Consider the following 25,663-nt stretch of genomic DNA (forward strand, 5'->3'; position numbering starts at 1 on the left):
ACGTCCAAGCCCGACGAAACGCCGTCCAAGCTGGACGATCTGGGCGCGCTGATCGCCACGTTGCCGTCAACGGCCAAACCGCAGGCCTCGTCTTCCGCCCCCGAGCGGGTCGCCGTGGCACCCACCCAGGCGCCCACGCCGATTTCGAAAACTGCCCCTGCCCCGTCCCCCAAAGCCGCGACCGCCACGGCGTCGGCGGCAACCGGCACGTACTATCTGCAGGCCGGTGCCTTCCGCGGCGAAAACGACGCGGAATCGCTGAAGGCCCGCATCATCCTGCTGGGTTTGCCGGTGGCGGTGCAGAAGGCCGAAGTGAACGGCAAGGCGATCAACCGGGTGCGCGTCGGCCCGTTCGCACGCCTGGACGACATGAACCGGGCCCGCGGCAGGCTGGGCGAGAACAAGATTGAAACCGCCGTGGTGCGCCAGTAAGGCGCGCCGGCGGCCAGGTATTGCACGCGTGGTATTGAACTTATCCGGCCCCGGGCCTGTCTGTCACTTTTTACCCAGGAACCTCTCACCCATGTTGTCCACCAAGATTATCCGCATCATGGCCGCGGCCGCGCTGACCGCCACGGCGTTCTTCAGCCAGGCAAGCCACGCTCAAGGCACGCCGGCCTATGTGTCGATCAACCCGCCGCTGCCGTCGGACACCCCGGGCAAAGTGGAAGTGCTGGAGTTCTTCGCCTACACCTGCCCGCATTGCGCCGCCATGGAACCCATGGTTGAAGACTGGGTCAAGACCGCCCCGTCGGACGTCGTGCTCAAGCAAGTGCCGATCGCCTTCAACGCCGGCATGAAGCCGCTGCAGCAGGTGTACTACACGTTCCTGGCCCTGGACCGCCAGGACCTGCACGCCAAGTTCTTCACCGCCATCCACGGCGAGCACAAGCGCCTGTTCGACAAGAAGGCCATGGGCGAGTGGGCCGCGTCCCAAGGCGTGGACCGCGCCAAGTTCGATTCGGTGTTCGACTCGTTCAGCGTGCAGACCCAGGTGCAACGCGCCACCCAGCTGGCCGAGGCCTATCGCATCGACGGCACGCCCTCGTTTGCCGTGGGCGGCAAGTTCATGACCTCGCCGGTCATGGCGGGCAACAGCTACGAAGGCGCCCTGAAGGAAGTCAACCAGTTGATCCCGATGGCGCGCAACAAGTAATCCGCGCCCACGATTCACGGCAAAGCGCCCCGGCCATCAGGCCGGGGCGCTTTCTTTTTGGAGAAGATGTTTCACGAGCGCCCGGCCCCTGAACGCCGGCGCTACACTTTCGCCACAAAAATTCGCCGCAACGACGGCATCAAACGGGTGGAAGACAAATGAAACAGCAATTCCTGCGCAACCGCGCGGCATTGGCCGTGGGCCTGTGCCTGGCGCTTGGCGCGTTTGCCGCGCACGCCAGCACGGCCGACGGCGTGAAGATCGGCGTCCTGACGGACATGGCGGGCGTCACCGCCGACGCCACGGGCAAGGGGTCGGTGGAAGCCGCCCGCCTGGCCATCGAGGAAATGGGGGGCTCGGTGCTGGGTAAACCGATTTCACTGGTGTCGGGCGACCACCAGCATCGCCCCGACATCGGCAGCAGCATGGTCCGCAAGTGGTACGACACCGACGGCGTGGACGTCGTGGTGGACGTGCCCAATTCGTCCGTCGCGCTGGCGGTGCAAGGAATTGCGCGCGAAAAGAAGAAGCTGGTGCTGTTCTCCAGCCCCGGCACCACCGCGCTGTCGCAAGCGCAATGCTCGCCGTATGGCGTGCAGTGGACCTACACCACCTATGCGCTGTCGCGCGGGACGGCGACTGCCGTCGTCAACGAGGGCAACAAGCGCTGGTTCATCCTGGCGTCCGATTACGCGTTCGGCAAGCAGTTGGCCGCCGACACCGAAACCGTCGTCAAAGCCAATGGCGGCGAAGTGGTGGGCACGGTGTTCCACCCGCTCAACGCCTCCGATTTCGCATCCTTCCTGCTCCAGGCCCAGGGCTCCAAGGCGCAGATCATCGCCATCGCGAACGCGGGCGGCGACACCATTTCGGCCATTAAGCAGGCGGCGGAATTCGGCATCGGCGGCACGCAGCAGCTGGCCGCCATGCTGCTGCTGATCACGGACGTTCACAGTCTGGGCCTGCAAGCGGCGCAGAAGACCTATCTGACCGTGCCTGCGTATTGGGACATGAACGACGGCACGCGCGCCTTCACCAAGAAATTCGAAGCGCGCGTCGGCCGTCCGCCCACCTTCCTGCAAGCAGGCGTCTACAGTTCGGTGCGCCACTACCTGCAAGCGGTGAAGGCCGCGGGCACGGCGGATTCGGACGCCGTGATGGCGAAAATGAAGGCGCTGCCCATCGACGATCCGTTCAGCCTGAATGCGCGTATCCGCGAAGATGGCCTGGTGGTGCGCGACATGATGCTGGCGCAGGTGAAGACGCCCACGCAGTCCAAGGCGCCCTGGGACTACTACAACATCGTGCGCACCATCCCCGGCGATACGCTGGCCTGGCCGCTGTCGGAAAGCCAATGCCCGCTGGTCAAGAAATGAAGCCGGCCAGACCGACGTCCGCCTCGGAACCCGTCGCGCTGGCGGACTTCGGCAGCTTCTATGCGGGCGGCAGGCCCGTGCGCGTGGCCGGCCTGCCGCAGCGCGACATCGCTTTCACGCAAAGCGCGTCGCTGGCGTACGACCCCAATGGCCTGTACCACTTCGAGCAGGCCTACGTGCAGTATTTCATCCCGGCCCGGCTGTCCCATCCGCTGCCCATCGTGCTGCTGCACGGCGGCGGCATGACGGGCGCCATGTGGGAACAGACGCCGGACGGCCGGCCGGGGTGGATGCAGCATTTCCTGCGCCAGGGCCATGCGGTGTATGTGGTGGACAACGTCGAGCGCGGCCGCGCCGGCTGGGCGCCGTTCCAGCAGGTCTGGCCCGAGCCGCCCATCATCCGCAACGCGGAAGAAAGCTGGTCGCTGTTCCGCTTCGGGCGCACCGAGGATTTCCAGGCGCGGCGCGCGTTCGCCGGACAACGCTTTCCCATCGGCGCCTTCGACGACTTCATCCGGCACGCGGTGCCGCGCTGGCTGGGCAACAACGACGCGGCTTTGCGCGGCTTCTGCGCCGTGCTGGACCGTGTCGGCCCCTGCCTGGTGCTGGCGCACAGCCATGGCGGCGAAGTGGCCTACCGGGCGCTGCATGCGCGGCCGGACCTGGTGCGCGGCGTGATCGGCATCGAACCGTCGGGTTTCTCCAGCGACGTCACGGCCGCAGCGGTGGCGGACAAACCGTTCCTGTTCGTCTATGGCGACTATCTGGACGCCACGCCGCTGTGGCAGCGCCTGTGCGCCGCCGGCCAGGACTATGCCGAGACGCTGGCGCGGCATGGCGCGCGGGTGGACGTGTGGCGGCTGGCGGACCAGGGCGTGGCGGGCAATTCCCACATGCCGATGATGGACGACAACAGCGACGACATCGCCGGGCGCATCGGCGCCTGGATCCGCGGCTCGGCGGTGTGAAGGCAAGGCGTCGCGCGCATGGCGCGCCGCCTTGCGAGCAACGCAAGCTGCGGCGTTACTCGCGTACCGCCGCGGCCTTTTCCAGTGCCTGGGTCAGGTCGGCGATGATGTCTTCCGGCGATTCCAGGCCGATGTGCAGGCGGACCAAGGCGTTGTCGCCTTCGCCCCAATAGCGGTGCTTGGACAAGTCCTTGGGCGACACGAGCTGCACCAGGCTTTCGTAGCCGCCCCAGGAAAAGCCGATGCCGAATAAGGTCAGCGCATCCACGAAAGCCCGCGCGGCCGCCGGCGACAGACCCAGTTCCACCGACAGCATGCCGTTGGAACCCGTGCAATCGCGCTGCCACAGCGCATGGCCCGGATCCGCCGGCCAGGCCGGGTGGAACAGGCGCACGGTTTCGGGCCGGCCCTTGAAGAATTCGCACACCTGCAGCGCATGGCGCGCGTGCTGGGCCATGCGGATGGGCATGGTGCGCACGCCGCGCAGCGCCAGCCAGGCGTCATCGGCACTGATGGAATAGCCCATCGCGTACTGCGTGCGGTTCAGCTTCTTGGCGATCGCTTCGTCGTTGGTGACCACCGCCCCCAGCATCAGGTCGGAGTGGCCGCCCACGTACTTGGTGCCGGCGATGACCGAGACCTGTGCGCCCAGTGTCAGCGGGCGGTAGATGTAGCCCGACCCCCAGGTGTTGTCGGTGGCCAGCACCAGGCCGTGATCCTGGGCGAACGCGGCCATCGCGCCCATGTCCAGCATTTCGAACAGCAGCGAACCGGGCGATTCCACATACAGCAGCTTCGTGTTCGGCTGCACCAGCGCTTCCAGGTCTTCGCCGGCCGAGAAATACGTGATGTCGATGTTCATGCGCTTGAGCACGGCATCGTCCAGTTCACGCATCGGGCCGTACACGCAGTCGGAGATCAGCGCGTGGTCGCCCGCCGAGCAGAGCGCCATCATGACCATCGTCATCGCCGACAGGCCCGACGAGGCCAGATAGCAATGCGTGCCGCCTTCCAGTTGCGTGAACACCTCTTCCAGCGCGGCATGCGTGTCCATGCCCATGCGGCCATAGGTGTTGGCGCGACCGCCGGCCGCCTTGGTGCGCTGCGCCTGCTCCAGCGCGGCCAGGTTCTCGAAGCGGACCGTGCTGGCGCGCATGGGCGGCAGCGGTACCGGCGCCGTACCGGTTTCAGGATGGAACGGGGCGGTGCCCGCGTGCTGCAAAACCGTATCGATGTGTTTGGTGGTCATCTTCAGGGGAAGTGCTTAAGAATGAACAGGGCCGGAATGAACAGGGCCGAAACCAAAAGGGCCGGAACAAAGGCGGATAAAGTGAACCATATCAGGCGCGCGGCCGCCTGTCCCTAGGCCGTGACCCAGGCGACGCTTTCGGGCAGGTCGGCGCGGTTTGTGCGGTAGCTATTGGCGGGGTGCGCGGCATCGGCGTAGCCGAAGGAAATGCCGCAGACGACGCGGCGGCCCGCGCCGATGCCCAGCACGTCGCGCAGCACCTCGGGATACATTGCCAGCGAAGCCTGCGCGACGGTCGCCACCCCGTTGGCCTGAGCGGCCAGCAGGAAGTTCGCCACATAGCCGCCGCAGTCCATCGCGCCGTATTCGCCCAGCGCCTCGTCGGTGGTGATGATGGCCACGTGCGGCGCGTCGAACAGCTGGAAGTTGCGCATCTCCTGGCGGCGGTAGGCCTCGCGGTCGCCGCGTGCCACGCCCACGGCGCCATACAGCTGGAAGCCCGACTCGCGGCGACGCGCCAGATACTCGTCGCGGTATTCGCGGGGGAAGGGAAAATCCGGCGTGAAGCCAGGCGTGACGGCCGCCTGCTCCGCCCGGGCTTGCAGCGCCGCGCGCAGGCGTTCGGTGCCCGCGCCTTCCGTGATGGCCACTTGCCAGGGCTGGCAGTTGCACCAGGACGCCGTGCGCTGCGCCAGAGTCAGGATGCGTTCGATCGTGGGGCGGGGAACCGGCGCGGGCAGGAACGCGCGGCAACTGTGGCGGGTCCGCAGCCAGCTTTCCAGCGCGGCGTCGGGGCGGGTGTCGTTGTCGTCGCGGGCTTGCGGATCCTGCGTGGGGTGCGCGGCCATGATGTGTCTCTCTCTCCGGTTGTCGGCACAAATGGCCGGGTGGATTTTGCCCTTATGATGCCATTCTCCGGCTGACCGGAGCCCTTCACGTTCCAGGCGAGACCCATGCTGCCCATCGATACCCTGATCGCGTTTTTCGGCATTGCCGTCCTGCTGGCCCTGACGCCGGGGCCGGACAACCTGTTCGTGCTGATGCAATCGGCCATTTGGGGACGCAAGGCGGGCATGCTGGTGGTGTTGGGGCTGTGCACGGGGCTGCTCGGCCACACGGCCGCCGTGGCGTTCGGGCTGGCGGCCGTGTTCGCCGCGTCGCCCGTGGCGTTCACGGTGCTGAAGCTGGCGGGCGCCGCCTACCTGGCGTATCTGGCGTGGCAGATCCTGCGGGCGCCGGTGGAATCGGAAACCGGCAGGGCGCCTGAACCGCTCAAGCCCGGCGCGCTGTATCGCCGCGGCATCGTGATGAACCTGACCAATCCGAAGGTGCTGCTGTTTTTCTTCGCCTTCCTGCCGCAGTTCACGTCGCCGGCGATGGGCCCGGTCGGCATTCAGACCTTGCAGCTGGGCGCCGTGTTCATGGTGTCGACCTTGCTGGTGTTCGGCGCCATCGCGTTCTTCTCGGGCGCGTTTGGCGAACTGCTGCAGCGCTCGGTGACGGCCAAGCGCTGGTTGAACCGCATCGCCGCCCTGGTGTTCGTGGGCCTGGCCGTGCGGTTGGCGACCGCGACGCGATAAGCGGATTGCGCGCCCGCGGCTTGTACGCCCGTCGCGCGCCCCCCGCTTGGCCAGCCGATCAGGCGGCCGTGATCAAGTGGCCGGGATCGGACCGCCGTGATCAGACCGCAGTGATCAGACCGCAGTAAAGCGCACGATACCGTCGACGCCGGTGGCGCGCTTGAGCTTGCCTTCGAAATACAGCGCGTGCAGGTGCGCCAGCGCCTCGCCCATGGCGAAGGTCAGCTGGTGCAGGTCCAGCTTGCGCTTGAACAGCACGGGCACGATGTCGGACGTCGACTGTGGCTGCGCGGCGCACGCCTCCAGCACTTCGGCCAGACGATCGCGGTGATGCTCGTGCTGCTGCGCAATGCGCTCATGCAGGCCCGTGAAGGGGCGACCATGCGAGGGCAGCACCAGGGTGTCGTCCGGCAGGCCGTCGTAGCCGTCCAGCGACCGCAGGTACAGGGGCAGGGGGTTGGCGTCGGGTTCGTAATCGAACACGCTCACGTTGGTGGAAATGCGCGGCAGCACCATGTCACCCGAGATCAGCACGTTCAGGCCGGGCGAATGCAGCGACGCGTGCTCCGGCGCATGGCCATAACCCACGATCACGCGCCAGTCGCGGCCACCGATGCGGACCTGGTCTCCGTGCATGATGCGCGTGTAGCGCGCGGGCACGGCGGGCACCAGATTCGGGAAGTAGTTGGCGCGCTGGCGGATCTGTTCTTGCGCGTCAGGGTCGGTCAGCCCGTGGCGGGCGAAGTGCTCGACGGCCGATTGGCCGCCGGGGCCGGCCCCGGCGTCGTTGCGGCGCGACGACCACAAGGACGCCACCATGAAGTCCGTCATCGTCATCCACAGGCGCGCGTCCCAGCGTTCACAGAGCCAGTGGGCCAGGCCGATATGGTCCGGGTGCATGTGGGTGACCAGCACGCGCAGGACGGGCAGGCCTTCCAGTTCGTTCTTGAAAACCTCTTCCCACAGCGACTTGACCTCGTCGCGCGAGATCCCGCAGTCGACGATGGTCCAGCCGTCGCGGCCCTCGATGTTGTCGCGCAGCAGCCAGAGGTTGATATGATCCAGCGCGAACGGCAGCGGCATCCGAATCCATTTGACCCCCTCCGCCACGATGTGCGCCCGGCCGGCTTCGGGCTGGAAGTCCGCCCAGGGATAGTTCAGTTTCTGTTCGTTGGGGTTCATTGCCTCTCGCTCCACGCTTGACGTTCACGTCAAGTCATCATAATTTACGTTTACGTAAACTGCCACACGTCGCATGCCCTCGTCAACCTGGACCATCTCTGAACTCTCCCGCGAGTTCGACGTCACGCCCCGCACGATCCGCTTCTATGAAGACCAGGGGATCGTCAGCCCGGCGCGCGAGGGGCGCAACCGCATCTTCGGCCCGCGCGACCGCACGCGCCTGAAACTGGCGTTGCGCGGCAAGCGCCTGGGGCTGCAGTTGTCCGAAATCCTGACCCTGATCGACATGTACGACGGCCCGGGCGACACCGTGGTGCAGTTGCGCCAGTACCTGACCGTATTGGAACAACATCGCGCCACGCTGGAGCAGCAGCGCCGCGACATCGAAGACACGCTGCAAGAAATCGCGCAACAGGAGCGCGAATGCCGCGCCCTGCTGGCGCAGAAGCCCTGAGGGCGCCACATGGGCGCCCTGCAGACCGTCGCGCTGTTCATCCTGACCGCGCTGGCCGAAATCGTCGGCTGCTATCTCCCGTATCTGTGGCTGCGCAAGGGCCATTCCATCTGGCTGCTGGCGCCCGCCGCGGCGAGCCTGGCGTTGTTCGCGTGGCTGCTCACCTTGCATCCGACCGCGTCCGGCCGGGTCTACGCCGCGTATGGCGGCGTGTACGTCGGCATGGCGCTGCTGTGGCTGTGGGCCGTGGACGGCGTGCGCCCCAGCGCAAGCGACTGGCTCGGCGTGGGCCTGTGCCTGGCCGGCATGCTGGTGATCATGTTCGGACCCCGGAGCACGTAGGAGGAGGGAGCGCGCGCCCCCTCCTGGCGACCGTCAGTTCGGGACCGACATCCCGATCACTCCGCCTTGATGTTGCCTTCCTTGATGAGGCGGGCGTTGTTCGTGAACTCGGCCTGCACCTGCTTGGCAAAGGCCTCGCCCGATGCCGTGCCGGGCTGCAGATAGGACTTGGCCAGCAGGTCCTGGAAGTCGGCGCTGGCGATCGCCTTCGTCAACGCGGCCAACAGCGGCTGCGACACCGCCGGCGGCAGGTTGGCAGGCGCGAACACACCGAAGTTGGAGTAGTACTGCGCCTGCGGCAGCTTCAGCTCGGCCATCGTGGGCACATCCGGCCAGGCGGCCAGGCGTTGCGGCGCCATCACCGCCAGCGGCCGGAGCGCGCCGTTGGCCACGTGCGGCAGCACGACGTCGCTGTTGACGACCAGCAGCTCGACCACGCCGCCCAGGCCGTCGGTCAGCGCCTGACTGTTGCCGCGGTAGGGCACGTGCAGCATCTTGGTGCCGGTCTGCGCGGTGACGGCGGCCATGCCGATGTGGGCGACAGTGCCCTGGCCCGGGGTGCCGTAGCGCACGCCTTCGGGGTGCGCGCGGGCGTATTCCACCAGACCGGCGAAGTCTTTCACCGGCAGCGCCTTGGTCGCCACGATGGCGACCGGCGCCACGGCCACGCTGGCCACCGGCGTCAGGTCCTTCATCGGGTCGTAGTTGGTCTTGGCCAGATGCGGGAAAATCGTCAGCGGACTGGTGGACGCCAGCAGCAAGGTGGTGCCGTCGGGCTGTGCGCGGGCGACGAAGTCCGTGCCCACCGACGCGCCGGCGCCCGGCTTGTTTTCAACGATGACGGTGATGTTGGCTTCCTTGCGCAGCACGTCGCCCAGGCGGCGCCCGATCGCGTCGGCGCTGCCGCCGGCGGTGTAGGGCACGACCAGCGTGACGGGCTTGGCGGGCCAGCTTTGGGCCATGGCGCCGCTTGCCACGATTGCCAGGGCCGCCCCCGCGGCCTTGAGCAGCAATGTCTTCTTTTTCATATCGTCCTAGTGATGTTGCGTAGCACTGCGTTGGGTAAAGCGTGAAACGGGAAACACATCAAGCAGGCGCGGCGGTCAGGCCGTCAGATAGCGCTGCGCCAGGCGAACCCAGTACGACGCGCCCGCCGGAATCAAAGCATCATTGAAGTCATAGCTGGCGTTGTGCAGCATGCAGGGGCCCAGGCCGTGGCCGGCCATGCGGTGCTCGCCATCGCCGTTGCCCAGGAACACATAGCAGCCCGGCTTTTCCTGCAGCAGGAATGCGAAATCTTCCGAGGCCATCGCGGGTTCGATGGTCAGCGCGCGGTCTTCGCCGACCACGTCGCGCATGACGCCCATGCAGAACTCGGTCTCGGCCACGGTGTTGACCAGCGCCGGGTAGCGGCGCTCGAAGAACACGTCGGCCTCGCAGCCGTGCGCGGCGGCGATGTTGCCGGCAATCTCTTTCATGCGGCGTTCGATCAGGTCGACCACGTCCGTGCTGTAGGCACGCACCGAGCCGCCCAGCCAGGCGGTATTCGGGATCACGTTGATGACGCTGCCGCCGGCCTGGACCTGCGTGATGGACAGCACGGCGGCATCCAGCGGCCGCTTGCTGCGCGTCAGGATGGTCTGCAGCGATTGGCCGATGGCGAACAGCGCCGGCACCGGGTCGGCGCAATCCTGGGGCGCGGCGGCGTGGCCGCCCTTGCCCTTGACGGTGATCTTGAAGCCGTTGGCCGCCGCCATCATCGGGCCGGCGCACACGCCAAACGAACCCGCCGGCAGGCCCGGCCAGTTGTGCATGCCGAACACGGCTTCGCACGGGAAGCGCGTGAACAGCCCATCCTGGATCATGGCGCGCCCGCCCGCGCCGCCTTCCTCGGCGGGTTGGAAGCACAGGTAGACCGTGCCGTCGAAGCCGCCCGCGCTTTGCAGATGCCGTGCGGCGGCCAGCAGCATGGCGGTATGGCCGTCGTGGCCGCAGCCGTGCATCTTGCCGTCGTGCCGCGAGCGGTGCTCGAACTGGTTTTCCTCTTGCATGGGCAGGGCGTCCATGTCGGCGCGCAACATGATGGCCCGGTCCGACGTGCCGTGCTTGATCACCCCGACCACGCCGGTCTTGGCGATGCCGGTATGCGTTTCGATGCCCCAGGCGCGCAGCGTGTCCGCCACCACCTTGGCCGTCCTGTGCTCTTCGTAACAGAGCTCGGGGTGCATGTGGATATCGCGCCGCAGCGCCACAATTTCGTCCAGATTCGATAGTTCGAGCACGGCAAACTCCATAGCGCCAAAGCGGGGGATTCAGGGGACGGCTGGAATAGTACTCATGGCCGCTCCCTGGGAAAGACCCAATTCCCTAGGGATAACCCGACTCCAATTTACGTTTACGTAAACGTAATATTTGCGGTGCATCATTGCGCTGCGATACGCGATCGGCGCATGATGAGCCTCCGATGACGGCATTGCGCCGATGGTAGGCGCCCACAAGAATGTAAGTACCCACTATCACGGAGACATCGATGAACCTTCCCGGCCTGAACTTCGACCTGGGCGAAGACCTGGACATGCTGCGCGACGCCGTGCGCAATTTCGCGCAGGCCGAGATCGCGCCCCGCGCGGCGGAAGTCGATCGCAGCGACCAGTTCCCCATGGACCTCTGGCGCAAATTCGGCGAACTCGGCGTGCTGGGCATGACGGCCGACGAGGAATACGGCGGCGCCAACATGGGCTATCTGGCCCATATGGTGGTGATGGAGGAGATCTCGCGCGCCAGCGCGTCGGTGGGTTTGTCGTACGGCGCCCACTCCAACCTGTGCGTGAACCAGATCAACCGCAACGGCACGGCGGCCCAGAAGGCCAAGTACCTGCCCAAGCTGATTTCCGGCGAACACGTGGGCGCCCTGGCCATGAGCGAGCCGGGCGCCGGTTCCGACGTGGTCAGCATGAAGCTGCGCGCCGAAAAGAAGGGCGACCGCTACGTGCTGAACGGCACCAAAATGTGGATCACCAACGGCCCGGACGCCGACACGCTGGTCGTCTACGCCAAGACCGACCCCGAAGCGCACCAGCGCGGCATCACCGCTTTCCTGGTGGAAAAGGGCTTCAAAGGCTTTTCGGTGGCCCAGAAACTGGACAAGCTGGGCATGCGCGGCAGCCACACGGGCGAACTCGTGTTCCAGGACTGCGAAATCCCCGAAGAAAACGTGCTGGGCCAGGTCAACGGCGGCGTTCGCGTCCTGATGAGCGGCCTGGACTACGAACGCGCCGTGCTGTCCGGCGGCCCGCTGGGCATCATGCAGGCGGTGATGGACGTCGTCGTCCCCTATATTCACGACCGCAAGCAGTTCGGCCAGGCCATCGGCGAATTCCAGCTGATCCAGGGCAAGGTCGCCGACCTGTACACCACGCTGCAGGCCAGCCGCGCGTTCTGCTACCAGGTGGGCAAGAACCTGGATAAATTGGGCACCGAGCACGTGCGCCAGGTCCGCAAGGACTGCGCCGCGCTGATCCTGTACACGGCCGAAAAAGCCACGTGGATGGCCGGCGAAGGCGTGCAGATCCTGGGCGGCAACGGCTACATCAACGAATACCCGGTGGGCCGCCTGTGGCGCGACGCCAAGCTGTACGAGATCGGCGCCGGCACCAGCGAAATCCGCCGCATGCTGATCGGCCGCGAATTGTTCAACGAAACCGCCTGATCCCCCGGACGCCTCCGCCATGATCCGCATGTCCGATGTCCAGCATATCGAGCAGGCCCCCGCCCCGGGGCCCTCGCCGCTGGACGTCGCACGGCTGATCCTGGCCGGGTTCGACCGGCACTACGCGCTGTTCCGCTACAGCGCGCAGCGCGCCAAGGCGCTGTTCGAATCCGGCGACTGGCACGGCATCCAGCATTTGTCCCGCGAACGCATCGAGTACTACGACATGCGGGTGCGCGAATGCGCCACCCAGCTGGAAAGCGTGCTGCGCGGCCGCCCGGAGGGCGCGCTGGGCGCGTCGGCCAAGAACGGCGACGGGGCGAACGGCGCCGCGGCGCCGGCCCTGACCGACGCCCAGACGGCTTACTGGCAGCAGATCAAGCAGGAGTTCGTCGGCCTGCTGGGCGACCACCGCCAGCCGGAATGCGCCGAGACCTTCTTCAATTCGGTGTCGTGCCGGCTGCTGCACCGCGACTATTTCCACAACGATTTCCTCTTCGTGCGTCCGGCGGTTGCGACCGACTATCTGGACAGCAGCACGCCGTCGTACCGGGTGTACTACCCGGCCACCGACGGGCTGGAAAAAAGCCTGATCCGCATGGTGGCCGACTTTGGCCTGGCGCTGCCGTTCGAAGACCTGCCGCGCGACACCCGCATGCTGGCGCGCGCCGCGGTCGCGCAGTTGCGCACGCTGTTGCCGCGCCACGTGGGACGGCGCATCGCCAGCGACTGCCAGATCCATGCGCTGGGTTCACTGTTCTTTCGCAACAAGGGCGCCTACATCGTCGGCCGCCTGATCAACCAGACCACCGTCTACCCCTTCGCCGTGGCGCTGACGCGCAACCCGGCGGGGCAGGTGACGCTGGACGCGCTGCTGCTGGGCGCGGACGACCTGAGCACGCTGTTCAGCTTCACACGCGCCTATTTCCTGGTGGACATGGAAACGCCGGCCGCCGTGGTCAACTTCCTGGCGACGCTGCTGCCGCGCAAGCCCAAGGCCGAGCTCTACACCATGATCGGCCTGCAAAAGCAGGGCAAGACGCTGTTCTACCGAGATTTCCTGCATCACCTGGCGCACTCGCGCGACGCCTTCGACATCGCGCCCGGCATCAAGGGCATGGTGATGTGCGTGTTTACGCTGCCGTCCTACCCCTACGTGTTCAAGCTGATCAAGGACCGCATCGACAAAGACGGCATGGACCACGCCACCGTGCGCCGCAAATACCAGATGGTGAAGCTGCACGACCGCGTGGGCCGCATGGCCGACACCTGGGAGTATTCGCAGGTGGCGCTGCCGCGCAGCCGTTTTGCGCCCGCGCTGCTGGACGAACTACGCCGTCTGGTGCCCAGCCTGATCGAAGAAACCGGGGACACGGTCGTCATCCGCCATGTCTACATCGAACGGCGGATGACGCCGTTGAACATCTATCTGCGCCAGGCATCCGACGCGCTGCTGGACCCCGCCGTGCGCGAGTACGGCGACGCGATCCGGCAGTTGGCGGCCGCCAATATCTTCCCCGGCGACATGCTTTACAAGAACTTCGGCGTCACGCGGCTGGGCCGGGTCGTCTTTTATGACTACGACGAAATCCAGCGCATGACCGAAATGAACTTCCGGCGCATTCCGCCGGCCCCCAACGAAGAAGCGGAAATGGCGTCCGAACCCTGGTACGCCATTGGACCGAACGACGTATTCCCCGAAGAATTCGGCCGCTTCCTGCTCGGCGACGCGCGCGTGCGCGGCGCCTTCATGCGCTACCACGCCGACCTGCTGGAACCGGATTGGTGGCAGGCCTGCCGCGCCCAGGTGGCGCAGGGCCGGATTGAAGAATTTTTCCCTTACGATACGGACAGACGCCTGCGACCGGAACATCCTTCGGGCAACCGCGCAGTGCCGATACCCAGACGCTGTCCCGACCCTCACAGGAGCTAGTCATGTCAGATCCCATTGTTATCGTTTCCATCGCCCGCACGCCCATGGGCGGCATGCTGGGCAGCCTGTCCGGCCTGGCCGCGCACGAGCTGGGCGCGGTCGCCATCAAGGCGGCCATCGAACGCGCCGGCATCAAGCCCGAGCAAGTCGATGAAGTCATCATGGGCAACGTGCTGCAAGCCGGCCAAGGCCAGGCGCCGGCGCGCCAAGCGGCGCTGGGCGCCGGCCTGCCGCTGGGCGTGGCATGCACCACGATCCACAAGGTGTGCGGTTCGGGCCTGAAGGCCGCCATGTTCGGCCATGACCTGCTGGCGGCCGGCAGCGCCGAAGTCGTCGTCGCAGGCGGCCAGGAAAGCATGAGCAACGCGCCCTACCTGCTGCTGAAGGCCCGCCAGGGCTACCGCTTCGGCCACAACACCGTGTATGACCACATGGCGCTGGACGGCCTGGAAGACGCCTACGACAAGGGCAAGGCCATGGGCGTGTTCGCCGAAGACTGCGCCGCCAAGTACGAATTCACACGCGAACAGCAGGATGCGTTCTCGCTGGAATCGCTGCGCCGCGCGCGCGCCGCTTCGGAAGACGGCAGCTTCAAGTGGGAAATCGCCCCCGTGACGGTCGCCGGCCGCAAGGGCGACACCGTGATCGACACCGACGAAGCCCCCACCAAGGCCATGCCGGAAAAGATCCCCACGCTCAAGCCCGCGTTCAAGAAAGACGGCACCATCACCGCCGCGAACTCGTCGTCGATCTCCGACGGCGCCGCCGCCATGGTGCTGATGCGCGCTTCCACCGCCGAGAAGCTCGGCGTCAAGCCGCTGGCCCGAATCGTGGCCCACAGCCAGCACTCGCAAGAGCCGGGCTGGTTCACGACCGCCCCCGTGGGCGCGCTGAAGAACCTGTTCGCCAAGACCGGCTGGAAGGCCGAAGACGTGGACCTGTACGAGATCAATGAAGCCTTCGCGGTGGTCACCATGGCCGCCATGACCGACTTCAAGCTGCCGCACGACAAGGTCAACGTCAACGGCGGCGCCACCGCGCTCGGCCACCCGATCGGCGCATCGGGCGCCCGCCTGATGGCCACGCTGGTCGGCGCGCTGCGCAAGACCGGCGGCAAGCGCGGCGTGGCCACGCTGTGCATCGGCGGCGGCGAAGCCGTCGCGATGGCAATCGAAATGGTCTGACGACACGCGGGAAGGCGGACAGGCGTCCGCCTTCCCGTGGTTTTTCGCTGCGCCTTTTCTCTCATGGCCACCGGACGCGACGGGTCGGTCGCGGGCCAGATCGGAAAAGGCGCAACGAAAACCCACATCGACAAGAATGCCCGGACCAACCAGGCAGCGAGACAACCCGCTCTACGAGCGCCTTCAAATTCCAATCAAGCAGGACGGGTGGAACCCCATGCCCATCATCGAATCCCGCATCAATCCGCGGTCGCAGGACTTCACCGACAACGCGCGTGCCATGCAGGCGCAGTTGGATGATCTGAATCAGAAGCTGGCGCAGACGGCGCTGGGCGGCAGCGAAGCCGCGCGCGCCAAGCACGTGGCGCGCGGCAAACTGCTGCCGCGCGACCGCGTCGAAAACCTGATCGATCCGGGCACCCCGTTCCTGGAACTGTCGCCGATGGCGGCCCACGATATGTACGACGGCGACGCGCCGGGCGCGGGCGTCATCACCGGCATCGGCCGCGTGTCGGGCACCGAATGCGTCATCGTCTGCAACGACGCCACGGTCAAGGGCGGCACGTACTACCCGATGACGGTCAAGAAGCACCTGCGCGCGCAAGAGATCGCCGCACAGAACCATCTGCCTTGCGTGTACCTGGTGGACTCGGGCGGCGCCAACCTGCCGCAGCAAGACGAAGTGTTCCCCGACCGCGAACACTTCGGCCGCATCTTCTACAACCAGGCGCAGATGTCCGCGCAGGGCATTTCGCAGATCGCCGTGGTGATGGGCTCGTGCACCGCCGGCGGCGCCTACGTGCCCGCCATGAGCGACGAATCCATCATCGTGAAGAACCAGGGCACCATCTTCCTGGGCGGCCCGCCGCTGGTGAAGGCCGCCACCGGCGAAGAAGTCAGCGCCGAAGACCTGGGCGGCGGCGACGTGCACACGCGCCTGTCGGGCGTGGTGGACCACCTGGCCGCCAACGACATGCATGCGCTGCAACTGGCGCGCAACGCCGTAGCCCGCCTGAACCGCAAGAAGCCCGCGCCGCTGGCCACGATCCCGGTGCGCGAACCGCGCTTCGATCCCAGCGAGTTGAACGGCATCATCCCCGCCGATACGCGCAAGCCCTATGACGTGCGCGAAGTCATCGCGCGCATCGTGGACGGGTCCGAATTCGACGAATTCAAGGCGCGTTTCGGCCCCACGCTGGTCACCGGCTTTGCCCACATCCAGGGCATGCCTGTCGGCATCGTCGCCAACAACGGCATCCTGTTTTCCGAGTCCGCCCAAAAGGGCGCGCACTTCATCGAACTGTGCGCGCAGCGCAAGATCCCGCTGGTGTTCCTGCAGAACATTACCGGCTTCATGGTGGGCCGCAAATACGAGAACGAAGGCATCGCGCGCCACGGCGCAAAGATGGTGACGGCGGTGGCGACCGCCGCCGTGCCGAAGTTCACCGTGCTGATCGGCGGCTCGTTCGGCGCCGGCAACTACGGCATGTGCGGCCGCGCCTATTCGCCCCGCATGCTGTTCATGTGGCCCAACGCCCGCATCTCGGTGATGGGCGGCGAACAGGCCGCAAGCGTGCTGGCCACCGTCAAGCGCGACGGCATCGAAGCGCGCGGCGGCAAGTGGTCGGCCGATGAAGAAGCCGCCTTCAAGGCGCCCATCCGCGAACAGTACGAGCACGAGGGCCATCCGTACTACGCCACGGCCCGTCTGTGGGACGACGGCATCATCGCGCCGGCGGATACCCGCCGCGTGCTGGGCCTGGCCTTGTCGGCCGCGCTGAACGCGCCGATCGAAGACACGAAGTTCGGCGTGTTCCGGATGTAGGGCGTTCGCCCTTGCCCCGCAGCACCGCAGTTCAAGAAGAATTACAGCCAGGATGACATCCATGTTCGACACTTTGCTGATTGCCAACCGCGGAGAGATCGCCTGCCGCGTCGCCGCCACCGCCCGCCGTATGGGGCTGCGCACCGTCGCCGTGTATTCGGACGCGGACGCCAACGCGCGCCATGTGGCCGCCTGCGATCAGGCCGTGTACATCGGCGGATCGGAACCGCGCGCCAGCTACCTGCGCGCCGACGCCATCCTGCAGGCCGCGATCGACACCGGCGCGGGCGCGATCCACCCCGGCTACGGCTTCCTGTCGGAAAACGAAGCGTTCGCCGAAGCCGCTGAAAAAGCCGGCATCGCGTTCGTTGGCCCGCCCGCATCCGCCATCGCGGCCATGGGCAGCAAGTCGGCCGCCAAATCCCTGATGGAAAAGGCCGGCGTGCCGCTGGTGCCGGGCTATCACGGCGACAACCAGGACCCGCAGTTCCTGAAGACCCAGGCCGACGGCATCGGCTACCCCGTGCTGATCAAGGCCAGCGCCGGCGGCGGCGGCAAGGGCATGCGCGTGGTGGAATCGTCGGGCGCGTTCCTGGACGCGCTGGCGTCCTGCCAACGCGAAGCCGCCTCCAGCTTCGGCGACGACCGCGTGCTGATCGAACGCTATCTGCAAAAGCCGCGCCACATTGAAATCCAGGTGTTCGCGGACACGCACGGCAACTGCGTCTACCTGTTCGAGCGCGACTGCTCGGTGCAGCGCCGCCACCAGAAGGTGATTGAAGAAGCGCCGGCGCCCGGCATGACGGAAGAACGCCGTCGCGCCATGGGCGAAGCGGCCGTCGCCGCCGCGCGCGCCGTGGGCTACGTGGGTGCTGGCACAGTCGAGTTCATCTCCGAACCGGACGGCCGCTTCTACTTCATGGAAATGAACACGCGACTGCAGGTGGAGCACCCCGTCACCGAAATGATCACGGGCCACGACCTGGTGGAATGGCAGTTGCGCGTGGCCGCCGGCCAGCCCCTGCCGGCGCGCCAGGAAGACCTGCGCATCAACGGCCACGCCATCGAGGCCCGCATCTACGCCGAGAACCCCGAAAAGGGCTTCCTGCCGTCGATCGGCACGCTGGCCTACCTGGGCCTGCCGCCGCATACCGCCTTTGCCAACGCCGACGTCCGCGTGGACGGCGGGGTGCGCACGGGCGACACGATCACCCCGTTCTACGACCCCATGATCGCCAAGCTGATCGTGCATGGCGCCGACCGCGACCAGGCGCGCGCCCGCATGTTGCAGGCGCTGGCCCAGACGCAGGCGGTGGGCGTGCAGACCAACGTGGCATTCCTGTCGCGCCTGATGCAGGACAGCGCCTTTGCCGCCGCGGACCTGGACACCGGCCTGATCGAGCGCCAGCGCGCCACGCTGCTGCCGGAACCGCAGGCAGCCAGCGCCGCCGTGCTGGCGCTGGCCTCGGCCGCCGTGCTGGTGCGCCAGGGCCTGGCCCAGCCCGGCCCGCAAACCGCCGGCAAGGGGCCGTCCGACCCCTGGGACGCGCGCGACGGCTGGCGCCTGGGCAACCAGTACCAGCGTCATCTGCAATGGGTGGACAACGGCGAAACGCGCCGCGTGACCGTCGCCCGCCAAGGCGGCGCATGGACGCTGGATGCCGGCTCGGGTGCGCAACCGTTCCTGTGGCGTTCGCACGCCAGCGCCAATCCCAACCTGGCCTATGGCCTGCGCATCACCCTGGCAGGCCATGAGAGCGCCGGTACGGTCGTTCTGCATGCCGACCGCGCCCACGTATTCGGCGAAGGCGGCGTGCACGTGCTGGAGCTCTACGACCCCTTGGCGCACGCCCAGGACACGCAGGGCGAACACGGCGGCGGCCTGACGGCGCCGATGCCCGGCAAGATCATCTCGATCTCGGTCAAGGCGGGCGACACGGTCGAAAAGGGCCAACCCCTGCTGGTCATGGAAGCCATGAAGATGGAGCACACGATTTCGGCACCGGCGGACGGCCGCGTCGAGGAAGTGTTCTACGGCGTGGGCGACCAGGTAACGGAAGGGGCCGAACTGGTGTCGATCGGCGCATAACCCGCTTCGTCGCAACCGCCCGACAAGCGCCCGCCCATGCGGGCGCTTTCCATTTATGCGTTCTACGCAATCAAACACTGAAATAGATTGTTCTTGTTATCAATGACAGTGGACTTCTATCCTCGTTGCAACGTCATCCGACAGCCACGAGGAGATTCTGATGAGCGCGGTTCTGCAAACGACGGCGTCGCCTGCCGCCACGGTGCCGGCGGGGGTAGACCTGGTCGAGTACTACTACGAGCGCGGGTTCACCGACGGGTTGCCGGTCGTGCCGCCGACCCGGGAAAAGATAGACGAAGTCATCGCGCGGCTGGGCGGCGACGGCGACGTTGTTGAAGCCCGCGTGGCGCCGCGTTGGGGCGAGCTGACGCGCGAGGTCCTTGCCATCAACATGGTGATGGCCGGCTGCAAGCCCGAATACGCGCCGGTGGTGCTGGCCGCCGTCAAGGCGGTGACCGACCAGGCGTTCAATTTGAACGGCGTGCAGGCCACCACGCACGTCGCCGCGCCCTTGCTCATCGTCAACGGACCGATCGCCCGCGAGATCGGCATGAACGGCGGCGTCAACGCCTTCGGCTCCGGCAACCGCGCCAACGCCACCATCGGCCGCGCGCTGCGGCTCATCATGCTCAACGTGGGCGGAGGCTGGCCGGGCGACCTGGACAAAAGCACCCTGGGCCATCCCGGCAAATACACCTACTGCGTGTGCGAAAACGAACTGCAAAGCCCCCTGGCGCCGTATCACGTGGAGCATGGCTACAAGCCTGAGGACTCGACCGTCTTCGCGATGGCGGCCGAAGCGCCCCACAGCGTGACCAATCATATTTCGAACGACCCCGAGGGCATCCTCGACACGATGTGTTCGGCCATGAGCACCATTGCGTCCAACAGCGCCGTGCTGGGCGGCCACATCGCCGTGGTGCTGGGCCTTGAGCACGCGCAGACCATCAGCAAGCACGGCTGGTCGCGCGCGGATGTGCGCAACTACCTGTACGTCAACCACGGCAACCGCTTCATCGACCTGGCCTACGGCCACCGCTACGGCAAGGTCTACAACCGCAACCTGCCCAAGTACTACAAGCGCGAAGACGACACGCGCATTCCCATCGTGCACAGCCCCGACCACATCCATCTTTTTGTGATGGGCGGCGAGGCCGGACGCTTTTCCGTGCTGATCCCCGGCTGGGGGCACATGAGCACGCCGGTGCTGCGCGCGATCGACGGCGCCAGCGCGGACAGCGGCGACTGCACAAGCGGCGCGTGCGCCATTTGACGCGGCGCGCCCACACCACAACCAGGAGCCAGGACATGCTGATGAACGATGGGGAAAAAGTCGCGGTGTTCGACCCGCGCGGCGCGCTGCGCTTTACCGATGCGCCGGTTTCGGCGCGCAAGAATGCCCTGGCCGGACTGCGGCTGGGCATCCTCGACAACTCGAAGTGGAACGCCAACAAGCTGTTGCGCGGCGCCGCCGCGGCCTTGGGCGAGGACATCGCGTTCGCCCAGGTGAACTACTACGTCAAACACAGCTTCTCCAAGGATGCCGCGCCCGAGCTGATCGAGCGCATCGCCGCCGAGAACGACCTGGTGCTGACGGCCATCGGCGATTGCGGCTCGTGTTGCTCGGCCTGCGTGCGCGACGCCATTGCGCTGGAGCGGCTGGGCGTGCCCAGCGCGGTGATCATCACCACCGAGTTCGCGCGCGAAACGGAATTGACCCGCCAGGCCATCGGCATGAAGGCGTTGGAACCCGTCGTGATCGCCCATCCGGTCAGCTCCATCACGGCCGAAGAGGTGGCGCAGCGCGTCGCCCAGATCAAGGAGCAGGCGCAGCAGGTGTGGCTGGGCACCAAGGCGCCGCTACAAGTGCGCGTGGAACTGCAGTAACGGCGGCGCCGCACCGCGGCGACAACGGGGGAGGGGAAGATGGGCGCACTGTCGCACTTGCGAGTGCTGGACCTTTCACGCGTGCTGGCCGGCCCCTGGGCCAGCCAGCTGTTGGCGGATCTGGGTGCGGAGGTCATCAAGATCGAACGGCCCGGCCTGGGCGACGACACGCGTGGCTGGGGGCCGCCCTGGATCCGCGACCCGCAGTGGGGCGACGTGGCGCAATCGGCCTACTTCGCCGGCGCCAACCGCAACAAGAAGTCGGTCGCCGTCGATATCGCCACCGACGACGGCCAGCGGCTCGTGGCGGCGTTGGCGGCGCAGTGCGATGTGCTGATCGAGAACTTCAAGGTCGGCGGGCTGCAAGCCTACGGCCTGGACTACGCCACGCTCAAAGACCGCCATCCGGGCCTGGTGTATTGCTCGATCACCGGCTTCGGCCAGACCGGCCCCTACGCCGCGCGGCCCGGCTACGACTTCCTGATCCAGGGCATGGGCGGCCTGATGAGCATCACGGGCCGCGGCGACGGCGAGCCCGGGGCCGGCCCGTTGAAAGTCGGCGTGGCGCTGACGGACATCCTGACAGGCCTGTACGCCACCGCCGGCATCCAGGCGGCGCTGGCGCATCGCGACCGCACCGGAGTAGGCCAGCACATCGACGTGGCGTTGCTGGACGTGCAAGTGGCCGCGCTGGCCAATCAGGCCATGAACTTCCTGGCCAGCGGCAACCCGCCCGATCGTCTTGGCAACGCGCATCCCAACATCGTGCCGTACCAGGACTTCGCCACCCTCGACGGCCACGTCATCGTCACCGTGGGCAACGACGGGCAATTCCGCCGATTCTGCGGCGCCATCGGCCGCCCCGAACTGGCGGACGACGCCCGCTATGCCACCAACACCGCGCGCCTGGCCTCGCGTGACACCCTGATCCCGCAAATCCAGGCGCAGATGGCGCAGCATTCCAGCGAACACTGGCTGCGCACGCTGGAAGCGTTGGCCGTGCCTTGCGGACCAATCAACGGAATGGCCGACGTGTTCGCCGACCCGCAGGTCCTGCAGCGCGGCATGCGCGTGCCGATGCCCGATGCGCAGGCGGGCTGCGCCGACCTGGTCGGCAACCCGCTGCATCTTTCCGCGACGCCCGTGGCGTATCGCACCGCGCCCCCGGTCCTGGGCGCCCATACCGAAACCGTCTTGCGGGACATGTTGGGACTGCAACCGCAGACGCTTGCCGAACTGCGGCGCAAGGGTGCGATCGCGGCCGGATCCTGAGATGTGCCAACACAAGAAAGACACAAGGGAGACAAACCATGGAACCATCCACCCGAGCCGGTGCGCCACGCAGCGTCGTAAGAAGGCGCTTGTTGATCGGCGCAGCCGGCGCCGCCCTGGGGTCGCTGAGTCACGGCGCACGGGCGCTGGCGACGTCCGGCTACCCGACCAAACCGTTGCGCGTCGTCATCCCTTACCCGCCGGGCGGCCCGACCGATATCGTCGGTCGGATCGTCGCAGCGGCGTTGGCCGACAAGCTGGGGCAATCGGTGGTCATCGACAACCGGCCCGGCGCCAGCGGCATGATCGGCGCAGACATGGTGGCCAAGGCGGCGCCGGACGGCTATGTGCTACTGGTCAACGTGTCGGGCCAACTGGTGAACCCCGCGTTGTACGCCAACATGTCGCATGACCCGCTCAAGGATTTCCGGGGCATCACCAACCTGGCCTCCACGCCGATCCAACTGGTGGTCAGCGCCAATTCTCCCGTGCGTTCAGTCGCCGATCTGGTGGCGCTGGTGCGGTCCCAGCCGGGTCGGCACAACTTCGCATCGTCCAGCAACGGCACGCCCGGCCACCTGGCGGGTGAAGTGTTCAAGGCGGCCGCGAAGCTGGACGTCACGCATATCCCGTACAAGGGCAGCGCGCCGGCGCTGACCGATGTGATCGGCGGCCAGGTCACCTACATGCTGGATTCGATGCCGTCCTCGATCAGCCTGGTCAAGGGCGGCAAGCTCCGCGCGCTGGCAGTCACCTCGGACACGCGCGTGGCCGCGCTGCCGGACGTGCCCACCTTTGCGGAACTGAACTATCCCACCGTCAATCTCACCACCTGGTACGGAATGTGGGCGCCGGCGCAGACGCCGCCGGCCCTGGTCGCAAGGCTGTACCAGGCCGTCAACGAGGTCCTGCAGCAGCCGGACGTGCGTACGCGCCTGACCGACGTGCAGGCCCTGCCCGTGGGCGACACGCCGGACCACTTCGATGCCTATTGCCGCACGGAAGCGACGCGCTATGCCGACATCGTGCGGCTGGCCGGCATTCGGTTGCAGTAAGCGCGACCCGCCTAGGCCTTGCCGCGCGTCGTGCGGCGGGCCCGCGCGGGCGGCACGGCTTGCACCCAGTCGCTCTGCAATTGCGCCAGGAAGCCGCTGGCGCTGGGCGTCAGGCCCCGCTCTTTCAGGAACACCACGCCGATGGCCTGGCTGAGCGCCGGCTTGACCAGCGGCCTCGCCACCAGGTCGGCGCTCAACGCTGCGGGCACGGCGCCGCCCGGCACGATCGCAATGCCCACGCCGGCCCACACGCACTGCATCACCGTGGCGAATTGGCTCACGGTCACGGCGTGGCGCAGCGGCACCGCTGCAATTGACGCGTAGCTGTCGATCAGGCGGCGCGTCTGCGCCTCGCGGGGCAATGACACCAGCGCATAAGGCGCCAGTTGCTCAAGCGTGACGCCGCTTTCCACCGACAGCGGATGATGGCGCGGCATGACCACGTGGAACGCTTCGCGGCCCAACGACACGACGGAAAACTCGTCGGGCACTTCATCGATGTACGTAATGCCCATGTCGGCCACGCCGCTGCGCACGTCGTCCAGCACCGTGCCGTGCACGCCCTCGCGGATCTGCAGTTCGATGCGGGGCCGCGATTCCCGGTAGCGCGCAACGATGCCGGGCAACTGCGTATAAGCCACCGACATCACGGCCGACACGATGCTCCGGCCGCGCTGCTCGTCGGAGATCTCGCGCATGTTCTCGAACGAAATCCGCAAGTCCGCCAGCACGCGGTTGGCCAGCGACACGAACTCCTGGCCCGCCGCCGTCGTTTCGACCCGGCGGGTGGACCGGTGAAACAGTTCCACCCCCAGCGCCTTTTCCACTCGCTGTACCGTGCGGGTCAGCGCAGGCTGGGAGACGTTCAGCGTCAGCGCCGCCGCGACGAAGCTGCCGCACTCGGCCACCATGCAGATCGCCTGAAGTTCGCGCGAGCTCAAGTCGGGAAGCGTGACCATCGATGGATGCCTTTGTCGTGGGTGACTGATGCGTCAACCGGAATTATAAGTAGCGCGGTGCTGCATCAGGCGTACGTTGATAAGCGAACGAAGGGGCAACTGGCAGACGGAAAGATTCTTAGCTTCCCGTCAGCCAATAGTCCCTAGAATGCAACTTCCGGTGCGACCCGCGCCAGCCCCGCATCCCCGCACGCCCCCATGCCCGCCCCCGACTCTCCCAGTCCGCTTTCCCGCCCCCCATTCCTGCATTTCCTCTTCGCGCGCATCAGTGCGTCGCTGGCCTTCCAGATTGTCTCGGTGGCGGTCGGCTGGCAGATCTATGCGCTGTCGGGCAGCGCAATCGACCTGGGGCTGATCGGCCTGGCGCAGTTCCTGCCCATGGCAGCCCTGACGCTGGTGGTGGGGCATGTGGCCGACCGCTACGACCGCCGCAAGATCGTCGCCCTATGCATGGCAATGGAAACCCTGGCCACGTTGGTGCTGGCGATTGCCGCGCTGCACGGCGTGGGCGGCAAGACGCTGATCTACGCCACCATCATCATCATGAGTTCGGCGCGCGCCTTTGAAGCGCCGACGTTATCCACGCTGATTCCGGCCGTCGTGCCCCGTGAGTGGCTGCCGCGCGCCACTGCCCTGGCGTCTTCCGGCGGCCAGATCGCGCAGATCGCCGGCCCCGCGCTGGGCGGCGTCGGCTACAGCCTTGGCGCAGGGTGGATCTATTGCGTGGCGGCGGCGCTGTACCTGACGGCCTTCGCGTCCATCGCCACGCTCGTCATCGACCGCGCCCTGCCACGCAAAGAGCCGACCACCTGGCGCACGCTCTTCGCCGGCATCACCTTCATCTTCCAGCGCCGGCTATTGCTGGGCACCCTGTCCCTGGACCTGTTTGCCGTGCTGCTGGGCGGGGCCACCGCCTTGCTGCCCATCTTCGCCAAAGACATCTTGAATGCGGGTCCGTGGGCGCTGGGCGCCTTGCGTGCAGCGCCTGCCTGCGGCGCGGCGTTGATGTCGCTGACGCTGGCACGATTGAGCCTGGGCGAAAACGTGGGGCGGTTGCTGTTCGGTTCGCTGATCCTCTTCGGGCTGGCGACCACCGTGTTCGGGCTGTCGACCTCGATCCCGCTGTCGGTCGCCGCGCTGGTCGTGCTGGGCGCGGCGGATTCGATCAGCGTTGTGGTGCGTTCATCGCTGGTGCAGTTGAATACGCCCGACCACATGCTGGGCCGGGTCAGCGCCGTGAACACCTTGTTCATCGGCGCATCCAACCAGTTGGGCGAGTTCGAGTCCGGGGTGACGGCGGCGCTGTTCGGAGCCGTGCCGGCGGTGGTGATCGGCGGCATGGGCACGATCGCCGTGGCCGGGTTGTGGATGCGGTGGTTCCCGGAATTGAGGAAGCTCAGAACGTTGCAGGGGAGCGAAACGGCCTCTCCCTAAGGGCCATCG

Annotated in this window: 23 protein-coding genes; 17 read left to right on the plus strand and 6 right to left on the minus strand. The window is 66.8% G+C overall.

Features of this window, described 5'->3' with window-relative positions:
- The 4 genes from HG262_RS20495 to HG262_RS20510 form a co-directional block, all read left to right on the plus strand.
- Nucleotides 1-432, plus strand: a 432-nt coding sequence (locus tag HG262_RS20495) for an SPOR domain-containing protein (RefSeq protein WP_211187602.1), incomplete at its 5' end; no start/stop codon positions are given.
- A 91-nt stretch (nt 433-523) separates the two neighbouring features.
- Nucleotides 524-1,156 carry a thiol:disulfide interchange protein DsbA/DsbL gene (locus HG262_RS20500; RefSeq protein WP_169272767.1) on the plus strand — a complete coding sequence of 211 codons (633 nt, stop codon included), beginning with the start codon at nt 524-526 and terminating at the stop codon, nt 1,154-1,156.
- Nucleotides 1,157-1,314: 158 nt separating this feature from the next.
- Entirely contained in the window at nt 1,315-2,532 is a 1,218-nt protein-coding gene (locus HG262_RS20505) for an ABC transporter substrate-binding protein (protein ID WP_169272768.1), read from the plus strand.
- Nucleotides 2,511-3,500 carry an alpha/beta fold hydrolase gene (locus HG262_RS20510; RefSeq protein ID WP_169272769.1) on the plus strand — a complete coding sequence of 330 codons (990 nt, stop codon included), beginning with the start codon at nt 2,511-2,513 and terminating at the stop codon, nt 3,498-3,500. Before HG262_RS20505 ends, HG262_RS20510 begins: the two co-directional genes overlap by 22 nt.
- 55 nt (nt 3,501-3,555) lie before the next feature.
- On the opposite strand, the gene metC is transcribed toward HG262_RS20510, so the two are convergent.
- Complete coding sequence (gene metC / locus HG262_RS20515; RefSeq protein WP_169272770.1) at nt 3,556-4,749, minus strand: cystathionine beta-lyase; 1,194 nt, start codon at nt 4,747-4,749, stop codon at nt 3,556-3,558.
- Nucleotides 4,750-4,862: 113 nt separating this feature from the next.
- The gene (locus tag HG262_RS20520) at nt 4,863-5,597 is read right to left on the minus strand and encodes a nitroreductase (RefSeq protein WP_169272771.1); all 735 of its coding nucleotides are present in this window, start codon (nt 5,595-5,597) and stop codon (nt 4,863-4,865) included.
- 105 nt (nt 5,598-5,702) lie between these two features.
- On the opposite strand from HG262_RS20520, the gene HG262_RS20525 reads away from it, so the two are divergent.
- A complete protein-coding gene (locus HG262_RS20525; RefSeq protein ID WP_169272772.1) occupies nt 5,703-6,329 on the plus strand; it encodes a LysE family translocator in 627 nt (208 codons plus the stop codon).
- Nucleotides 6,330-6,443: 114 nt separating this feature from the next.
- On the opposite strand, the gene HG262_RS20530 is transcribed toward HG262_RS20525, so the two are convergent.
- A complete protein-coding gene (locus HG262_RS20530; protein ID WP_169272773.1) occupies nt 6,444-7,511 on the minus strand; it encodes an MBL fold metallo-hydrolase in 1,068 nt (355 codons plus the stop codon).
- A 73-nt stretch (nt 7,512-7,584) separates the two neighbouring features.
- Between HG262_RS20530 and HG262_RS20535 the strand changes: the two genes are divergently transcribed.
- Both HG262_RS20535 and HG262_RS20540 read left to right on the plus strand, forming a co-directional pair.
- Nucleotides 7,585-7,965 carry a MerR family DNA-binding transcriptional regulator gene (locus HG262_RS20535; protein WP_169272774.1) on the plus strand — a complete coding sequence of 127 codons (381 nt, stop codon included), beginning with the start codon at nt 7,585-7,587 and terminating at the stop codon, nt 7,963-7,965.
- Nucleotides 7,966-7,974: 9 nt separating this feature from the next.
- Entirely contained in the window at nt 7,975-8,307 is a 333-nt protein-coding gene (locus HG262_RS20540) for a YnfA family protein (protein WP_211187604.1), read from the plus strand.
- A gap of 56 nt (nt 8,308-8,363) precedes the next feature.
- Here the strand turns inward: HG262_RS20540 and HG262_RS20545 are convergent, their stop codons facing one another.
- On the minus strand, nt 8,364-9,335 hold the full coding sequence (locus HG262_RS20545) for a tripartite tricarboxylate transporter substrate binding protein (RefSeq protein WP_169272775.1): 972 nt from the start codon (nt 9,333-9,335) through the stop codon (nt 8,364-8,366).
- Nucleotides 9,336-9,410: 75 nt separating this feature from the next.
- Nucleotides 9,411-10,589 (minus strand): M20 aminoacylase family protein, encoded by a 1,179-nt coding sequence (locus HG262_RS20550; RefSeq protein WP_169272776.1) that lies wholly within the window; start codon nt 10,587-10,589, stop codon nt 9,411-9,413.
- 248 nt (nt 10,590-10,837) lie between these two features.
- Between HG262_RS20550 and HG262_RS20555 the strand changes: the two genes are divergently transcribed.
- The 9 genes from HG262_RS20555 (at nt 10,838) to HG262_RS20595 (ending at nt 23,261) form a co-directional block, all read left to right on the plus strand.
- Complete coding sequence (locus tag HG262_RS20555; protein WP_169272777.1) at nt 10,838-12,016, plus strand: isovaleryl-CoA dehydrogenase; 1,179 nt, start codon at nt 10,838-10,840, stop codon at nt 12,014-12,016.
- Nucleotides 12,017-12,035: 19 nt separating this feature from the next.
- Nucleotides 12,036-13,949, plus strand: a complete 1,914-nt coding sequence (gene aceK / locus HG262_RS20560; protein ID WP_169272778.1) for a bifunctional isocitrate dehydrogenase kinase/phosphatase — start codon at nt 12,036-12,038, stop codon at nt 13,947-13,949.
- Between the two features lie 2 nt (nt 13,950-13,951).
- On the plus strand, nt 13,952-15,133 hold the full coding sequence (locus HG262_RS20565) for an acetyl-CoA C-acetyltransferase (protein WP_169272779.1): 1,182 nt from the start codon (nt 13,952-13,954) through the stop codon (nt 15,131-15,133).
- 217 nt (nt 15,134-15,350) lie between these two features.
- The gene (locus HG262_RS20570; protein ID WP_006226113.1) at nt 15,351-16,958 is read left to right on the plus strand and encodes a carboxyl transferase domain-containing protein; all 1,608 of its coding nucleotides are present in this window, start codon (nt 15,351-15,353) and stop codon (nt 16,956-16,958) included.
- Between the two features lie 61 nt (nt 16,959-17,019).
- Complete coding sequence (locus HG262_RS20575) at nt 17,020-19,047, plus strand: acetyl/propionyl/methylcrotonyl-CoA carboxylase subunit alpha (RefSeq protein WP_169272780.1); 2,028 nt, start codon at nt 17,020-17,022, stop codon at nt 19,045-19,047.
- A gap of 160 nt (nt 19,048-19,207) precedes the next feature.
- Nucleotides 19,208-20,320 (plus strand): hypothetical protein, encoded by a 1,113-nt coding sequence (locus HG262_RS20580; RefSeq protein ID WP_169272781.1) that lies wholly within the window; start codon nt 19,208-19,210, stop codon nt 20,318-20,320.
- 35 nt (nt 20,321-20,355) lie between these two features.
- Nucleotides 20,356-20,934 carry a UGSC family (seleno)protein gene (locus tag HG262_RS20585; RefSeq protein ID WP_169272782.1) on the plus strand — a complete coding sequence of 193 codons (579 nt, stop codon included), beginning with the start codon at nt 20,356-20,358 and terminating at the stop codon, nt 20,932-20,934.
- 39 nt (nt 20,935-20,973) lie between these two features.
- Nucleotides 20,974-22,206: a CaiB/BaiF CoA-transferase family protein gene (locus HG262_RS20590; RefSeq protein ID WP_169272783.1), complete on the plus strand. Its 1,233-nt coding sequence runs from the start codon at nt 20,974-20,976 to the stop codon at nt 22,204-22,206.
- Between the two features lie 38 nt (nt 22,207-22,244).
- Nucleotides 22,245-23,261 (plus strand): tripartite tricarboxylate transporter substrate binding protein, encoded by a 1,017-nt coding sequence (locus HG262_RS20595; RefSeq protein WP_248293435.1) that lies wholly within the window; start codon nt 22,245-22,247, stop codon nt 23,259-23,261.
- A gap of 11 nt (nt 23,262-23,272) precedes the next feature.
- On the opposite strand, the gene HG262_RS20600 is transcribed toward HG262_RS20595, so the two are convergent.
- Nucleotides 23,273-24,220, minus strand: coding sequence for a LysR family transcriptional regulator (locus HG262_RS20600; RefSeq protein WP_169272784.1), 948 nt, complete (start codon nt 24,218-24,220; stop codon nt 23,273-23,275).
- A gap of 198 nt (nt 24,221-24,418) precedes the next feature.
- Here HG262_RS20600 and HG262_RS20605 point away from each other — a divergent pair, with 198 nt between their 5' ends.
- On the plus strand, nt 24,419-25,654 hold the full coding sequence (locus tag HG262_RS20605; protein WP_169272785.1) for an MFS transporter: 1,236 nt from the start codon (nt 24,419-24,421) through the stop codon (nt 25,652-25,654).
- The last annotated feature ends 9 nt before the right edge of the window (nt 25,655-25,663 follow it).

Origin of the sequence: Achromobacter sp. Bel, from assembly GCF_012928505.1 — a bacterium.
Lineage (GTDB): Bacteria > Pseudomonadota > Gammaproteobacteria > Burkholderiales > Burkholderiaceae_B > Achromobacter.

Excerpts from the sequence above, each read along its gene's own strand:
- HG262_RS20545 (WP_169272775.1), bottom strand. The coding sequence starts at position 9,335 with ATGAAAAAGAAGACATTGCTGCTCAAGGCCGCGGGGGCGGCCCTGGCA.
- metC (WP_169272770.1), bottom strand. The coding sequence starts at position 4,749 with ATGACCACCAAACACATCGATACGGTTTTGCAGCACGCGGGCACCGCC.
- HG262_RS20595 (WP_248293435.1), top strand. The coding sequence starts at position 22,245 with ATGGAACCATCCACCCGAGCCGGTGCGCCACGCAGCGTCGTAAGAAGG.
- HG262_RS20505 (WP_169272768.1), top strand. The coding sequence starts at position 1,315 with ATGAAACAGCAATTCCTGCGCAACCGCGCGGCATTGGCCGTGGGCCTG.
- HG262_RS20520 (WP_169272771.1), bottom strand. The coding sequence starts at position 5,597 with ATGGCCGCGCACCCCACGCAGGATCCGCAAGCCCGCGACGACAACGAC.
- HG262_RS20540 (WP_211187604.1), top strand. The coding sequence starts at position 7,975 with ATGGGCGCCCTGCAGACCGTCGCGCTGTTCATCCTGACCGCGCTGGCC.
- HG262_RS20570 (WP_006226113.1), top strand. The coding sequence starts at position 15,351 with ATGCCCATCATCGAATCCCGCATCAATCCGCGGTCGCAGGACTTCACC.
- HG262_RS20535 (WP_169272774.1), top strand. The coding sequence starts at position 7,585 with ATGCCCTCGTCAACCTGGACCATCTCTGAACTCTCCCGCGAGTTCGAC.
- HG262_RS20500 (WP_169272767.1), top strand. The coding sequence starts at position 524 with ATGTTGTCCACCAAGATTATCCGCATCATGGCCGCGGCCGCGCTGACC.
- HG262_RS20600 (WP_169272784.1), bottom strand. The coding sequence starts at position 24,220 with ATGGTCACGCTTCCCGACTTGAGCTCGCGCGAACTTCAGGCGATCTGC.
- HG262_RS20590 (WP_169272783.1), top strand. The coding sequence starts at position 20,974 with ATGGGCGCACTGTCGCACTTGCGAGTGCTGGACCTTTCACGCGTGCTG.
- HG262_RS20575 (WP_169272780.1), top strand. The coding sequence starts at position 17,020 with ATGTTCGACACTTTGCTGATTGCCAACCGCGGAGAGATCGCCTGCCGC.
- HG262_RS20585 (WP_169272782.1), top strand. The coding sequence starts at position 20,356 with ATGCTGATGAACGATGGGGAAAAAGTCGCGGTGTTCGACCCGCGCGGC.
- HG262_RS20525 (WP_169272772.1), top strand. The coding sequence starts at position 5,703 with ATGCTGCCCATCGATACCCTGATCGCGTTTTTCGGCATTGCCGTCCTG.
- HG262_RS20565 (WP_169272779.1), top strand. The coding sequence starts at position 13,952 with ATGTCAGATCCCATTGTTATCGTTTCCATCGCCCGCACGCCCATGGGC.
- HG262_RS20555 (WP_169272777.1), top strand. The coding sequence starts at position 10,838 with ATGAACCTTCCCGGCCTGAACTTCGACCTGGGCGAAGACCTGGACATG.
- HG262_RS20530 (WP_169272773.1), bottom strand. The coding sequence starts at position 7,511 with ATGAACCCCAACGAACAGAAACTGAACTATCCCTGGGCGGACTTCCAG.
- HG262_RS20510 (WP_169272769.1), top strand. The coding sequence starts at position 2,511 with ATGCCCGCTGGTCAAGAAATGAAGCCGGCCAGACCGACGTCCGCCTCG.
- HG262_RS20580 (WP_169272781.1), top strand. The coding sequence starts at position 19,208 with ATGAGCGCGGTTCTGCAAACGACGGCGTCGCCTGCCGCCACGGTGCCG.
- HG262_RS20605 (WP_169272785.1), top strand. The coding sequence starts at position 24,419 with ATGCCCGCCCCCGACTCTCCCAGTCCGCTTTCCCGCCCCCCATTCCTG.
- aceK (WP_169272778.1), top strand. The coding sequence starts at position 12,036 with ATGATCCGCATGTCCGATGTCCAGCATATCGAGCAGGCCCCCGCCCCG.